11 protein-coding genes are annotated in these 14,308 nt (G+C 69.6%); 5 read left to right on the top strand and 6 right to left on the bottom strand.

Annotation, left to right across the window (positions count from 1 at the left end; genetic code table 11):
* Positions 1-42: 42 nt before the first annotated feature.
* From ABGB10_RS24565 to ABGB10_RS24540, 6 genes are all read right to left on the bottom strand, one after another.
* Complete coding sequence (locus ABGB10_RS24565; protein ID WP_347663303.1) at positions 43-1,107, bottom strand: succinate dehydrogenase/fumarate reductase iron-sulfur subunit; 1,065 nt, start codon at positions 1,105-1,107, stop codon at positions 43-45.
* Positions 1,104-3,032: a fumarate reductase/succinate dehydrogenase flavoprotein subunit gene (locus ABGB10_RS24560; RefSeq protein WP_347663302.1), complete on the bottom strand. Its 1,929-nt coding sequence runs from the start codon at positions 3,030-3,032 to the stop codon at positions 1,104-1,106. The genes ABGB10_RS24565 and ABGB10_RS24560 overlap by 4 nt, the downstream gene beginning before the upstream one ends.
* 12 nt (positions 3,033-3,044) lie before the next feature.
* Entirely contained in the window at positions 3,045-3,851 is an 807-nt protein-coding gene (locus tag ABGB10_RS24555; protein ID WP_347663301.1) for a hypothetical protein, read from the bottom strand.
* A 255-nt stretch (positions 3,852-4,106) separates the two neighbouring features.
* Positions 4,107-5,513 carry a metallopeptidase TldD-related protein gene (locus ABGB10_RS24550; protein ID WP_347663300.1) on the bottom strand — a complete coding sequence of 469 codons (1,407 nt, stop codon included), beginning with the start codon at positions 5,511-5,513 and terminating at the stop codon, positions 4,107-4,109.
* A gap of 58 nt (positions 5,514-5,571) precedes the next feature.
* Positions 5,572-7,008, bottom strand: a complete 1,437-nt coding sequence (locus ABGB10_RS24545) for a TldD/PmbA family protein (RefSeq protein WP_347663299.1) — start codon at positions 7,006-7,008, stop codon at positions 5,572-5,574.
* 32 nt (positions 7,009-7,040) lie between these two features.
* On the bottom strand, positions 7,041-7,280 hold the full coding sequence (locus ABGB10_RS24540; RefSeq protein WP_347663314.1) for a Uma2 family endonuclease: 240 nt from the start codon (positions 7,278-7,280) through the stop codon (positions 7,041-7,043).
* Between the two features lie 840 nt (positions 7,281-8,120).
* Here ABGB10_RS24540 and ABGB10_RS24535 point away from each other — a divergent pair.
* From ABGB10_RS24535 to ABGB10_RS24515, 5 genes are all read left to right on the top strand, one after another.
* Positions 8,121-9,176 (top strand): ABC transporter ATP-binding protein, encoded by a 1,056-nt coding sequence (locus ABGB10_RS24535; RefSeq protein WP_347663313.1) that lies wholly within the window; start codon positions 8,121-8,123, stop codon positions 9,174-9,176.
* A complete protein-coding gene (locus ABGB10_RS24530) occupies positions 9,173-10,300 on the top strand; it encodes a dipeptide ABC transporter ATP-binding protein (protein ID WP_347663298.1) in 1,128 nt (375 codons plus the stop codon). Before ABGB10_RS24535 ends, ABGB10_RS24530 begins: the two co-directional genes overlap by 4 nt.
* A complete protein-coding gene (locus ABGB10_RS24525) occupies positions 10,297-11,304 on the top strand; it encodes an ABC transporter permease (protein WP_347663297.1) in 1,008 nt (335 codons plus the stop codon). Before ABGB10_RS24530 ends, ABGB10_RS24525 begins: the two co-directional genes overlap by 4 nt.
* Positions 11,305-11,314: 10 nt before the next feature.
* Positions 11,315-12,301, top strand: a complete 987-nt coding sequence (locus ABGB10_RS24520; protein ID WP_347663296.1) for an ABC transporter permease — start codon at positions 11,315-11,317, stop codon at positions 12,299-12,301.
* Between the two features lie 145 nt (positions 12,302-12,446).
* Positions 12,447-14,189, top strand: a complete 1,743-nt coding sequence (locus tag ABGB10_RS24515) for an ABC transporter substrate-binding protein (protein ID WP_347663295.1) — start codon at positions 12,447-12,449, stop codon at positions 14,187-14,189.
* Positions 14,190-14,308: the final 119 nt, after the last annotated feature.

Here is a 14,308-nt window from a genome sequence, read left to right as displayed (position 1 = left end):
GGCCGCGGCTACTGCCGCGGCCCCCGTTGTGTCGTTGAGGTTTTAGTGCTTGTTGTCCTGGTCCGGGTGCGCGAAGTTGAGGTGCTCCGGAGGCAGCGGGAAGGTCACGTCGTCACCGAACGGCGACGGCGCGGCGGCCCGGTCGAACGTGAGCTCGGTCAGTGGCAGCTTGCCCCGGTCGTCCACCGCCGGAGCGGTCGGGTGGGGCACCTCCCGGTGCCAGTTGACGCCGCTCTGCGCCTGCGCCTCAGCCTGCGAATCGTGGGAGCCACCCGCGTGCGAGTGCACCCCACCGCGGGCTGAACCCGGCGTCGCCGAGCCCTGACGGGCGGTGGTCACGCTGGTCTGGGGCGTCTCGCCCCGACGGAAGATCTTGCTACCAAGCCACACAAGGGGATCGTACCTGCGGTCGACGACCCGTTCCTTCATGGGGATGATCCCGTTGTCAGTGATCTTGATGTGCTCGGGGCAGACCTCGGTGCAGCACTTGGTGATGTTGCAGAATCCGAGGCCCTGTTCGGCCTGCGCGTACTCCTTGCGGTCGGTCCGGGTGTCCAGCGGGTGCATGTCCAGCTCGGCCGCCCGGATGAAGTACCGCGGGCCGGAGAACGCCTGCTTGTTCTCGTCGTGATCGCGGATCACGTGGCAGACCGTCTGGCACAGGAAGCACTCGATGCACTTACGGAACTCCTGCGAGCGCTCGACGTCGACCTGCTGCATCCGGTAGTCACCAGGTGCGACGTCGGCCGGCGGGGCGAACGCCGGCGTCTCCCGTGCCTTCTCGTAGTTGAACGAGACGTCGGTGACCAGGTCCCGGATGACCGGGAAGGTACGCAGCGGGGTGACCGTGACGGTCTCGTCGTCGCCGAAGGTCGACATCCGGGTCATGCAGCCCAGCCGCGGCTTGCCGTTGATCTCCATGGAGCAGGAGCCGCACTTGCCGGCCTTGCAGTTCCACCGGCAGGCCAGGTCGGGCGCGTCGGTGGCCTGCAGACGGTGGATGACGTCGAGGACGACCTCGCCCTCGTTCACCTCCACCATGTAGTCCTGCAGGTCCCCGCCGGTCTCGTCGCCCCGCCAGATCCGGAACTGACGCTTCGCGCTCATCGGTTGTCCGCCTCTCCAGCGTCGGCGACGAGGGCGTCGAAGTCGGCCAGCTCCTCGTCGGTGAGGTACTTGGAAAGCTCCGCGCGGTCGAAGAGGCCGATCAGCTCCGGCCGCATCTTCGGCAGCGGCTTACGGGTCAGCCGTACGCTGTCGCCGTCCAGCGAGCAGACCAGGTTGACCTGCCGCCACTTCGGCTCCATCGCCGGGTAGTCCTCCCGGGTGTGCCCGCCGCGCGACTCCTGCCGCTCCAGCGCCGCCTTCGCGGTGCACTCCGAGACCACCAGCATGTTGCGCAGGTCCAGGGCCAGGTGCCAGCCCGGGTTGTAGCGCCGGCCACCGGCCGCGCTCACCTTGGCGACCCGCTCGCGCAGCTCGGCCAGGCGCACCAACGCATCGGCCAGCTCGCCCTCGCGCCGGATGATGCCGACGAGGTCCCCCATGACCGCCTGAAGGTCCTGCTGAAGGGTGTACGGGCTCTCGCCGGTGTCGCGCTGGAGTGGGGCGAGTGCGGTCTCCACGGCGGCCTCGACGGCGTCCACGGCCACCTGCGGCCGGGCGGTCAGCCCGTCGGCGTAGCTGGCGGCGTGCCCGCCCGCCCGCTTGCCGAAGACCAGCAGGTCGGACAGGGAGTTGCCGCCCAGCCGGTTCGAGCCGTGCATGCCACCGGAAACCTCACCGGCGGCGAACAGCCCGCGTACGTGGCCGAAGGCCGCACCCGAGTCCGGGTCGACCTCGACGCCGCCCATCACGTAGTGGCAGGTCGGCCCGACCTCCATCGCCTCGGAGGTGATGTCGACGTCGGCCAGCTCCTTGAACTGGTGGTACATCGACGGCAGTCGTCGACGGATCTCGTCAGCCGAACGCCGGCTCGCGATGTCCAGGAAGACACCACCGGCGGGGGAGCCCCGGCCGGCCTTGACCTCGCTGTTGATCGCGCGGGCCACCTCGTCGCGGGGCAGCAGCTCCGGTGGACGCCTGTTGTTGTCCGGGTCGGTGTACCAGCGGTCCGCCTCCTCCTCGGTCTCCGCGTACTGCTTGCGGAAGACGTCGGGGACGTAGTCGAACATGAACCGCTTGCCTTCGGAGTTCTTCAGGACGCCGCCGTCACCACGGACCGACTCGGTGACCAGGATGCCCTTCACCGAGGGCGGCCAGACCATGCCGGTCGGGTGGAACTGGAGGAACTCCATGTTGATCAGCGTCGCCCCGGCGCGCAGCGCCAACGCGTGCCCGTCCCCGGTGTACTCCCAGGAGTTCGAGGTGACCTTGTAGGAGCGCCCGACGCCGCCGGTCGCCAGCACCACGGCCGGCGCCTCGAAGAGGATGAACTCGCCCGACTCGCGGTAGTAGCCGAACGCGCCGGCGACCCGGTCACCGTCGAGCAGCAGCTCGGTGATGGTGGTCTCGGAGAACACCTTGATCCGGGCGTCGTACGAGCCGAACTCCCGGTGGTCGTCCTGCTGAAGCGAGACGATCTTCTGCTGGAGGGTGCGGATCAGCTCCAGGCCGGTCCGGTCGCCCACGTGCGCCAGGCGCGGGTACTCGTGGCCACCGAAGTTGCGCTGCGAGATCTTGCCGTCCTTGGTGCGGTCGAAGAGCGCACCGTACGTCTCCAGCTCCCAGATCCGCTGCGGCGACTCCTTCGCGTGCAGCTCGGCCATCCGGAAGTTGTTGAGGAACTTGCCGCCGCGCATGGTGTCGCGGAAGTGCACCTGCCAGTTGTCCCGGCTGTTCACGTTGCCCATCGCCGCGGCGGCGCCGCCCTCGGCCATCACCGTGTGCGCCTTGCCGAACAGCGACTTGGAGATGATCGCGGTCTTCTTGCCGGCGAGCCGGGCCTCGATGGCGGCACGCAGACCGGCGCCGCCGGCCCCGATGACGACGACGTCGTAGTGGTGTCGTTCGATGCGAGTGGTAGTGGTCATGTCAGGGGCCCTTTAGTTGATGAACCGCAGGTCGGAGAACCAGCCGGCAGCGAGCGCCATGATGTAGAAGTCCGCCAGCGCCAGGGTGCCGAGGGTGATCCAGGCGAGCTGCATGTGCCGGACGTTCAACGCCGAGACGAACGTCCAGGCCTTGTACCGCACCGGGTGCTTGGAGAAGTGCTTCAGCCGGCCGCCGATGATGTGCCGGCAGGAGTGGCAGGAGATCGTGTACGCCCAGAGCATCACCACGTTGAGCACCAGGATGATGTTGCCCAGCCCGAAGCCGAAGCCCTTGGGGGAGTGGAAGGCGAGGATCGCGTCCCAGGTGTTGATCAGCGAGATGATCGCGGCGGCGTAGAAGAAGTAACGGTGCAGGTTCTGACCGAGCAGCGGGAAACGGGTCTCACCGCCGTACTCCTTGTGGCCGTCCGGCACGGCGCAGGCCGGCGGCGACAGCCAGAACGACCGGTAGTACGCCTTGCGGTAGTAGTAGCAGGTGAGCCGGAACAGCAGCAGGAACGGCAGGGTCAGCGCGGCGTCCGGGATGATCCACCAGCCGGGCAGGAACCGCCCGAAGTGCGAGGCTGCCTCAACACACCGGTCGGTCACACACGGGGAGTAGAACGGGGTCAGGTAGTGGTAGTCGTTGACCCAGTAGTTGTCGTGCTGGAAGACCCGGACCGTCGCGTACGCGACCCAGGCGCTGAGCCCGATCACGGTGATCAGCGGGGCGAACCACCAGCGGTCGGTACGCAACGTCTTCGCCGCGATGGCGGCGCGCGCCCGCGCTCCCCGCGGCCTCGTTGCCGTTGAAGTCATTCGAGTCGTCTCCTCGACGGGCCCGTACGGGCGGGCTGATCGTTCACCGGTCGGCACGCGGACCGGAGAACCGCACCCGCTGCCACGTCCTGCGCACACAACGACCACGCCGGATCGACCGACGCAGCTAAGTGACACACGTTACGCCGATCTCTGCGAGCCGTCCGCGCAAGGGACCGTCCCGTGTGTCTGGCCTGCGGAAAAGGCCCTCGACGCGCCGTCTGTGCCGCGCCGTCTGCGCCGCGCCGTCGAACGTCAGCCGGAGGCACCTCCGGTGAAGTGCCAGGACGCCAGCCGCAGCGACGGCGCCGCCCACCATGCACCGTCCACCCGATCCGGTTGCCGCACCGGCTGCGCACCCAGCCCGAGCACCGCCCCCGGCCCGAGCGCTCGCGGGTACGACTCGGTGAACCGCAGGTCGCGCACCGCCCGCACGACAGTGCCGTCCTCGATGAGCCAGACGCCGTTACGGGTCAACCCGGTGACGACGAGGCTCTTCGGATCGAGCACCCGCGTGTACCACAGATCGCTGACCAGCAGCCCTCGTCGTACGCCGCTGACCAGCGCGGCGGTGTCCGCGTCGACGACCGCCCCGGCCGCCGCGCCGGTGGTGCTCCGGCCGTTCGCACTGGCCGGCCCCGCGGCCGCGCCGGACAGCCGCATGGTGCGGGCCATCGGACCCCAGGTGGCGCCACCCGCGACCGCGTGCCCGGTGGACTGCGTACCCGCCTCGGCCGCGGTCCGCCGGTCATGCGCCACCGCCCGGGTGGTGCCCGCCTCGACCAGTGTCAACGCCCGACGTGCGGTGCCCTCCGCGTCGAACGGCAGGCCCGACGCGCCCAGCGGGTCGTCCACCAGGGTCACCGCCCGGTCGAACTGGGCAACCCCCGGCTCGGCGAACGACTGCCGTTCGGCGTACCGCTTGCCGTTGAAGCCGTAGAAGGACAGGTTCTGCAGGAGGTCCGCCACCGCGGCCGGCTCGAACACCACCTCGTAGTGCCCCGGCGGCAACTCGACCGGATCGGCCGCGGCCTGCGCCTTCGCCGCGGCGTGCGCCCCCAACTCGGCACCGTCGACGTCGGAGAGCCGGTCCGCGCAGCGCCGGGCCACCCCGTCCGCGCCGTCGCGGCGGGCGATGCCGTCCATCGCCGCCTCCGCCGAGCGACCGTACGCGGTGTGCCCGGCCGAGTTGGCGAACCCCGACGAGCGATGCGCGGTGCGGCAGTAGCCGGCTGTGCTCAGGCCCCCGGCGGCGGCCACGAACGCGCCCACCCGGTCGGCCCGCTGATCCGGGTCGGCGTACGCGGTCGCCTCGTCCACCGGCGGCGCGTCCGGCGTGGGCGTCGGCGCGGACAGCCCCGGCCAGCCCGGGTCGGGTGGGCAGAGGCGCGCCGCCGCCAGGGTGCGCTCCACCAGCGCTCGCAGCCCGTCGGCGGTGACCACACTGCCGCTGCCGGCGGCGGTCCGACCGTCCACGTGCAGCCGTAGCCGGACCCCGACCGTCGACTCCGCGACGTTCTGATGGATGGCCGAGTTGGCGAACCGGGTCAGCGCCAGGTCCGCCCGTGTCACCACCGCGTCGGCCTGCGCGGCCGGACCACCGAGGCGGCGAACCAGCTCGACGACCTGCCCGGCCAGCTCCGCCTCCGTCTGCCCACTCACGCGGAGCCACCTTTCGTTCGCGGCTGCGGGGCTCGCAGGACCGGCTCACTCCTCGCGCTCACGCGGACACCCCCACCCGGACGTTCTTGAATCTGGCCGGCGCCGCCGGGTGGCCGGTGTGGCCGACCTGGCCGGGCTGGCCCTTGCCGCAGTTCGGCGTCCCCCAGGAGATCGTCTCGTTGGAGAGCATGTCCATCGAGCGCCAGAAGAGCGGGCCGATCCCCGTGTACGTGGGATTGCGCAGCATCCGCCCCCGCCGCCCCTTCTTGATCTCCCAGCCGACCTCGCAGCCGAACTGGAAGTTGAGCCGCTTGTCGTCGATCGACCAGGACCGGTTGAGGTCCATCAGCACGCCGTCGTCGGTGGCCGCGATGATCTCCTCCAGGGTGTGCGGGCCGGGTTCCAGGCCGACGTTCGTCATCCGCACCATCGGCAGTCGGGCCCACCCGTCGGCCCGTACGCTGCCGCCGTAGTCGAGGCTGGCCATGGCGGCGGAGTCCCGACCGGCGAGCACACCGACCCAGCGACCGTCGCGGACCGCGTCCCGCTTGACCGCCGGGGAGCCCTCGTCGTCGAAGCCGAAGCTGCCCAGCGCGCCGGGGATGGTCGGGTCGATGGTGATGTTCATCAGCTCGGAGCCGTAGCGCAGCGAGCCGAGCTGGGCCAGGTCCAGCCAGGACGTGCCGGCGAACGCCGCCTCCCAGCCGAGGATCCGGTCCAGCTCGATGGCGTGCCCGACCGACTCGTGGATCTGCAGGGCCAACTGTTCGCCGCCGAGGATCAGATCCGTCTCGCCGGCCGGGCAGGGCGGCGCGGTGAGCAGAGCTCGGGACTCGTCGGCGATCTGCGCGGCGTGCGCGGCCAGGTCGAGCGACTCGACCAGCTCCCACCCGGTGGTGCCGTACTGCCCCCGGTAGCTCGGCCAGGACCGGCGCTGCGTCTCGCCGTCACCGATGGCGGTGGCGGAGATGCCGCCCCCGCACTCGCGGATCCGCTGGTCGATCCGGTGGCCCTCGCTGGAGACGAACCACTTCGCGGTGTCCCAGATCTGGTACAGGCCCTCGGCCAGGTCCGCGCCGTGCTCGACCATCGTGCGGGTGGCGTCGACCAGCAGGTCACCCTTGTCGGACAGGGGCACCCCGAGCGGGTCGATCTGGCAGCCGGAGGCCCAGCTCGCGGTGACCGCCTCGACCGGCACCAGGTCGACCGGCGGGCCCGGCACCCGCGCACTCGCCATGGCGGTACGGGTCGCGCGCCGGCCGGCGTCGCGGGCGGCGGCGTCGGAGAGATCGGGTACGGCGTGGAAGCCCCAACTCGCACCCACGAGTGCCCGGACACCGAGGCCGATGCTCTCGTCCTGGGTCAGCTCCTCCACGTCGCCGTTGCGCGCGGTCATCGACTCGTAGCGGCGGTGCATCACCCGGGCGTCGGCGTACCGCGCTCCCGCGTCGAGGGCGGCCTGGACGGCGGCCGTGGCCGCGTCGAACTCGGTCATGGACCGACCCTAGGCCAGCGGACCGCCACCCGTCAGGGGACGAGATCCTCCGGTCGAATCGTGGCCCGCACCGGCTCGGTCAGTTCCAGAACCTCACCGCGCTTGGTCGTTGCCCTCTCCACGTAGTGGCCGCCCTGCCGTTGGTGGAGACGCACGGTCAGGGTCTCCTGGTCAACGAGCAGATACCACTCGATCCCGGCCGCCGCGTACAGGTGCGGCTTCAACACCCGGTCGATGACGGCGGTGTGTGGCGCGGCGACCTCACCGACCAGGAGGACCGCGTCTTGCCGGTACGCAGGACGCCTCGAAATCCAGCTCCGTGGCCACCACGAGGTCAGGGTTGAGGATCCGCACGGCGTTCAGCCGCAGGTTGATCACCGGGAGCACGGTGCGATTCGTAGTGGCGCAACCTCGTTCCAGAGCGACTAGCAGGCCACCGACGATCACCTGGTGTCGGACGGACGGAGACGGGCCGATGAGTAGGCCGCCGTCGAGGAGTTCGATGCGCTGTGCCGTCTCGCCGAGAGCGAGGTAGTCCGACTCAGTCCATGGCAGCGCGCGGCCAAGAATGCCGACAGGAATCACCCACCCAGTGCAACTCGTTCCGGATCGCTGAGATCGCACCCGACGTGCGAGCACAAGATTGATTGCGGCCCGTTGGCGCCCAGGTCATCGTCACACCGCGCGGTCGGTGAAGTGGCGGGGCCGCGGCGCCGACTATCTGCACCTCACCTGATCGCCCCTGAGTCGCGGCAGTCCCTGCTGTCGAAGGCAAGGCGCATCGGGGGATGGTGCAGATAACTCGAGATCCGCGCAGTATCGGGGATGTTGCTGTCTCCTCCGTGTCGGAGGCAGCAACATCGGGGAAGTTGCGCGGGGCGCGGGGGCAGCGCACCCAACGTGCGATCGCGGCATGAACGGGTGTGGATGGCGAGGTGGCGGGGGTGCGGGGCCGATGCGGACTCGTTACGCTCGGGCCCGCTGACACGTGCCGGCTTTGTAGCTTATTTTCACCCTCGGGACTTTGTTGTAAGTTCTCTTCGTCACTGAGGGAGGTTGCCGTGGACAGCTCGGATCCGGCGCCGTCCGGGAAGCCGGACGACCATCCCGCCGTGCCGACGCAGCGCGGCAACGAGGACGCCTACCTGCGGGTACGTGACCTGCGAGTCCGGTTCGACACCGAGGACGGCGTGGTGCGCGCGGTCGACGGGGTGTCGTTCGCCGTCGAGCGGGGCCGCACCCTCGGCATCGTCGGCGAGTCCGGCTCCGGCAAGAGCGTCACCTCGCTGGCCATCCTCGGCCTGCACGACCCCAGAAGGGCCACCATCACCGGCGAGATCTCCGTCGGCGGGCGGCAGGTGGTGGGCCTGCCCGACGAGGAGGTACGCCGGCTGCGCGGCCGGGACATGGCGATGATCTTCCAGGATCCGCTGTCGGCGCTGCACCCCTACTACACGGTGGGTCGACAGATCGCCGAGGCGTACCGGGTGCACCACCCGAAGGCCAACCGGCGCGAGGCCCGCCAGCGGGCGGTCGACATGTTGGACCGGGTCGGCATCCCGCAGCCGGCGCGCCGCTTCGACCAGTACCCGCACGAGTTCTCCGGCGGCATGCGGCAACGGGCGATGATCGCGATGTCGCTGGTCAACGATCCAGCGCTGCTGATCGCCGACGAGCCGACCACCGCGCTGGACGTCACCGTGCAGGCACAGATCCTGGACCTGCTCGCCGACCTCCAGGCCGAGTTCCATTCCGCGATCATCCTGATCACCCACGACCTCGGCGTGGTCGGCCAGGTCGCGGACGACGTGCTGGTCATGTACGGCGGTCGCGCCGTCGAGCGGGGCAGCGTCGAGCAGGTGCTCCGCTCGCCGCAGCATCCGTACACCTGGGGGTTGCTCTCCAGCGTGCCGTCGTTGCACGGCGACGCGGACGCGGACCTGCTGCCGATCCCCGGCAACCCGCCGAGCCTGATCAACCTGCCGTCCGGCTGCGCGTTCCACCCACGCTGCCGGTACGCGGACCGCGCCGGCAGTCGCTCCCGCAAGGTGGTGCCCGAGCTGCGCGCGGCCGGGGTCGACGGTCACCTCGTCGCCTGTCATCTGAGCGCGGAGGAGCGCGCCGCGTTCTACGCCGAGGACGTCGCATCCGTGGGGGTGGCCCGATGACCGACGAACCGCTGCTGCGGGTACGCGGGCTGACCAAGCACTTCCCGGTACGCGTGGGGCTGCGTTCCACCGGCCTGGTGCGGGCGGTGGACGGGCTCGACTTCGACGTGCGGCCCGGCGAGACGCTCGGCCTGGTGGGGGAGTCGGGCTGCGGTAAGACCACCACCGGTCGGATGCTGGTGCGGCTGCTGGAGCCGACGAGCGGCAGCATCGAGTTCGCCGGGCAGGACATCACGCACGCCGGCCGGCGGGAGTTGCGTCCGCTGCGCCAGGAACTCCAGATCATCTTCCAGGACCCGTACGCGTCGCTGAACCCCCGGCACACCGTCGGCCGGATCGTGGCGATGCCGTTGCAGGTCAACGGGATCAAGCCGCCGGGTGGGATCAAGGCCCGGGTGCAGGAGTTGCTGGAGCTGGTCGGGTTGAACCCGGAGCACTACAACAGGTACCCGCACGAGTTCTCCGGCGGTCAGCGCCAGCGCATCGGCATCGCCCGCGCGTTGGCCCTGCGGCCCAAGCTGATCGTCGCGGACGAGCCGGTGTCCGCGCTGGATGTCTCGATCCAGGCGCAGGTCGTCAACCTGTTGCGTGACCTGCAACGGGAGCTCGACCTGGCGTTCGTGTTCATCGCGCACGACCTGGCTGTGGTCCGGCACTTCTGCCAGCGGGTCGCGGTGATGTACCTGGGCCGGATCGTGGAGATCGGCGACCGGGAGGACATCTACGAGCGCCCGCAGCACCCGTACACCCGGGCGTTGCTCTCGGCGATCCCGGACGTCACCCAGCTCGGCCCGGCGGGCCGGATCCGGCTGACCGGTGACGTGCCCACCCCGCTCGACCCTCCGTCGGGCTGCCGGTTCCGTACCCGCTGCTGGAAGGCGCAGGACATCTGTGCCACCGAGGAGCCGGCGCTGGTCCCGCGCGACGGCGGCCGGCAGGCAACCGCGTGTCACTTCCCCGAAGGGGAGGGAGCCAGCAGCAGCCCCGAAGGGGAAACAGCCAGCACCAGCCCCGAAGGGGAAGCGGCCAGCACGAGCCCCGAGCCGGGCGACGCCGGCGCGGACGTGGCCGCCGCCGAAGCGGGCCGCGGGGCCGACGCGAACGTCGAGGAGGTGTCGTCGTGAGCCTGTCCCCGGTGGAGGGTGTGGCGCTGGCCGAGATCGAGTCCGGCACGGATGCGGGCGGGCCCGCCGCGAAGGGCGTTGTCGGCCGCTCGCCCGGTCAGCTCGCCTGGATGCGGCTGCGCCGCGACCGTACGGCAGTGCTCAGCGGCGTACTCCTGGTCTTCTTCATGGTGTTGGCGTTGTCCGCCCCGCTGATCGAGATGGTCTACGGGGTCGGCCCGCGCGATCAGTTCCAGAACCTGTTGGACGGCAACGGCATGCCGCTCGGGTACGCCGGCGGGGTCACCGGCGAGCACTGGTTCGGTCTGGAGCCGGGGCTGGGCCGGGACATCTTCATCCGGTTGATCTACGGGCTGCGGACGTCGCTCTTCATCGCGATCGCGGCGGCCCTGATCACCGCGGCGATCGGGGTGGTGCTGGGTGCGCTCGCCGGTTACCTCGGCGGGTGGCTCGACGCGGTGGTCAACTGGATCACCGACCTGACCCTGGCCATGCCGTTCCTGATCATCGCGTTGGCGCTCACCCCCACCATCACGCTGCGCTTCTACGGTGAGCGGGGGCAGGTGTCGGCGGCGTTCGGGGTGGGCGTGCTGATCGCCGTCTTCGCCATCTTCGGCTGGACCAGCACGGCCCGGCTGGTGCGTGGGCAGGTGATCGCGCTGCGCGAGCGGGAGTTCGTGGAGGCGGCCAAGGCCAGTGGCGCCGGGTTGGGGCACATGCTCTTCCGGCAACTACTGCCGAACATCTGGGCGCCGATCCTGGTGTCGTTCTCCCTGGCGGTGCCGCAGTTCATCACCAGCGAGGCGGCGCTCTCGTTCATCGGCGTCGGCCTCAGCGACGAGACGCCGAGCTTCGGCCGGATGATCTACGACAGTCTGGACTACCTCCAGACCGACCCGGCGTACGTGTTCTTCCCGGGCATCACGATCTTCGCGCTGGTGTTCGCCTTCAACCTCTTCGGCGACGCGTTGCGGGACGCGCTCGACCCGAAGTCGTCCCGGTAGGGGGTTCGCCATGACGCGATTCCTGCTCAAGCGCATGTTCTCCGCCGTGCTGACCCTGCTCGCGGTGAGCGTGCTGACCTTCCTGATGTTCTTCGCCCTGCCGCGCGACCCGGTGAGCAGCATCTGCTCCAAGAACTGCAACCCGGAGCGGCTGGAGCGGGTCCGCGACGACCTGGGCCTGAACGACCCGCTGATCAGCCAGTACGCCGGTTACATGAAGGGCATCGTCACCGGTCGGGACCTGGGTAGCGCCCAGGGTGGCCGGTGCGACGCGCCCTGCCTGGGCTGGTCGTACGTCACCAACGAGGCCGTCTCGGACACCATCGCCCGGGTGCTGCCGGTGACGCTGAGCATCGTGATCCCGGCGGCCATTCTCTGGTTGCTGCTGGGGGTGGGGCTGGGCATGGTGTCCGCGCTGCGGCGGGGCACCTGGCTGGACCGAGCCGCGATTGGCTTCTCGTTGACTGGCGCCTCGTTGCAGCTCTACTTCGTGGGCGCGGTGCTGCTGCTGGTGTTCGTCTACAACCTGCGGTGGCTGCCGGTGCCCAGCTACACCTCGCTCTTCGACAACCCGGCGAAGTGGGCCAGTGGGCTGGTGCTGGCCTGGGTGGCGTTGGCCTTCCTCTTCTCGGCCATCTACGCCAGGTTGTCCCGGGCGCAGATGTTGGAGACGCTGTCGGAGGACTTCGTCCGGACCGCGCGGGCCAAGGGCCTGGCCAAACCCAAGGTGTACGGGCGACACGCGCTGCGCGCGGCGATCACCCCGGTGGTGACCATCGCGGGGTTGGACGTGGGCGGGGCGCTGGGCGGCACGGTGATCACCGAGACGACGTTCGGCATCCAGGGGTTGGGGCGTACGGCGGTGGACGCGGTCCGCGCGGGTGACCTGCCCACGATCATGGCCACCGTGCTGATCGCGGCCGTCTTCGTGGTGCTGGCGAACGTGCTGGTGGACCTGCTCTACGCAGCCATCGATCCGCGGGTGCGGCTGCGCTGACTCGGTCCTGTCCAGCGCGCGGCTGCTGGCGAAATTTATCGACAACTGTTACACAACTCGTAGGTTTTCTTCCTTACGATCCTCGGGACGTCGGCGGTTCTCGCCCCGACGAAACCGCACGGCACATGGGTGAAGGAGGTACTTCATGCGACCACGCGTGGTGGCTGCCGCGGGCGGCGCGATCGCTCTGGTTGTGGCATTGGGTGCGTGCTCGAAGAACACGGGCGAGGGCACCACTGTGGACACCGACCGGAAGCAGACCGGGGTCATCGCGACCGACCCCAAGGACTCGCAGGGGCCGGCGGCCGAGGTGAGCGGCGCCGCCAAGGGTGGCACCTTCACCATCATCCGGGAGTCGCCGATCTCCCACCTCGACCCGCAGCGGACGTACTCGTTCGCCGGTCTGATGGCCAGCCCGCTCTTCGCCCGCTACCTGACCACCTGGAAGGACGACGGCAAGGGCGGCCTGGTCCTGGTGGGCGACCTGGCCGAGACGCCGGGCAAGAACGTCAACAACGACTGCAAGGTCTGGGAGTTCACGGTCAAGGACGGGGTGAAGTTCGAGGACGGCCGGCCGATCACCTCCAAGGAGATCGCGTACGGCATCGCCCGGTCCTTCGACCCGGACCTGTCCGGCGGCCCGACCTACATCCAGGAGTGGCTGGCCGACACCGCGCAGTTCGACACCAAGTGGGACTTCAAGAAGAACAAGACGTCGCTGCCGCCCGGCCTGAGCACGCCGGACGCCAAGACGCTGCGCTTCGAGTTCGCCAAGCCCCGCTGTGACCTGCCGTTCGCGGTCTCGCTGCCGACCACCGCGCCGCTGCCCGCCGACAAGGACACCGGTGTCGACCTGGACAAGCAGCCGTTCTCGTCCGGTCCGTACAAGGTCGCCAAGAACCAGGTAGGCGTGCAGATCACCCTGGACCGCAACCCCAACTGGGACCCGAACACCGACCCGGTCCGGCACCAGTACCCGGACCAGTTCGTCTGGACCTTCGGGCCGACCGCGGACGCCGCGAACAACCGGGTGATCGCCGACAACGGCGCCGACCAGAGCGCCCTCGCCTTCAACACCGTGCCCGCCTCGCTGGTCGCCAAGGTGGCCGGGGACGCCACGCTCAAGTCGCGCAGCATCCTCTCCCCGACCCCGAGCGCCAACCAGTTGGTCATCAACAACCAGCGGGTCACCGATCTCAAGGTCCGGCAGGCGCTCAACTACGCGATCGACCGCGAGGGCATGATCAAGGTGCTCGGCGGCCAGAACGTCGCCGCGCCGCTGACCACGCTGATGCCGCCGGCCACCATCGGCTACAAGGCGTACGAGGCGTACCCGGCGGGTGCCAACGGCAACGTCGACAAGGCCAAGGAACTGCTCGGCGGGAAGACTCCGGAGCTGGTCCTCGGCGTCGCCGACAACTCCACCGAGCAGCAGCAGGGTGCCCAGCTCAAGGCGAACCTGGAGCGGGCCGGATTCAAGATCACGCTGCGGAACATCTCCGACGACGCGAAGCTCGACGAGATCAAGAAGAAGGACAACCCCTGGGACCTGTACATCGGTAACTGGGCGGCCGACTGGCCCAGCGGGGCGTCGATCCTGCCGGTGCTCTACGACGGTCGCACCATCAAGGCCGAGGGCAACAGCAACCAGTCCTACTTCAACGACCCGGCGATCAACGCCGAGATGGACCGCATCCTGGCGCTCGCCCCGGCCGAGCAGGGCCCGGAGTGGGCCAAGCTCGACGAGCGGATCATGAAGGAGTACGCGCCGGTGGTGCCGCTCTACGTCGACGTGGCCTACAACGTGCACGGGTCCAAGGCCGGCGGGATCTTCATCTCCAGCGTCTTCGGCTACCCGTCGTTCGTGAACGCGCACGTCAAGCCGTAGTCACACCGCAGACCAGCAGGGGTCCCCTCCCGACAGAGTCGTCGGGAGGGGACCCCTGCTGTTCCTGCTGGACGGGTCGCTGGCGCAAGCCAGGTGGGTCAATCGCGTGATCTGGCCAT

The sequence above is a fragment of the Micromonospora sp. B9E7 genome (genome assembly GCF_039871815.1).
In the GTDB taxonomy this organism is placed as follows: Bacteria; Actinomycetota; Actinomycetes; order Mycobacteriales; family Micromonosporaceae; genus Micromonospora.
Note: the sequence above shows the minus strand (reverse complement) of the source record. Positions and strands in the feature narration are given on the sequence as shown.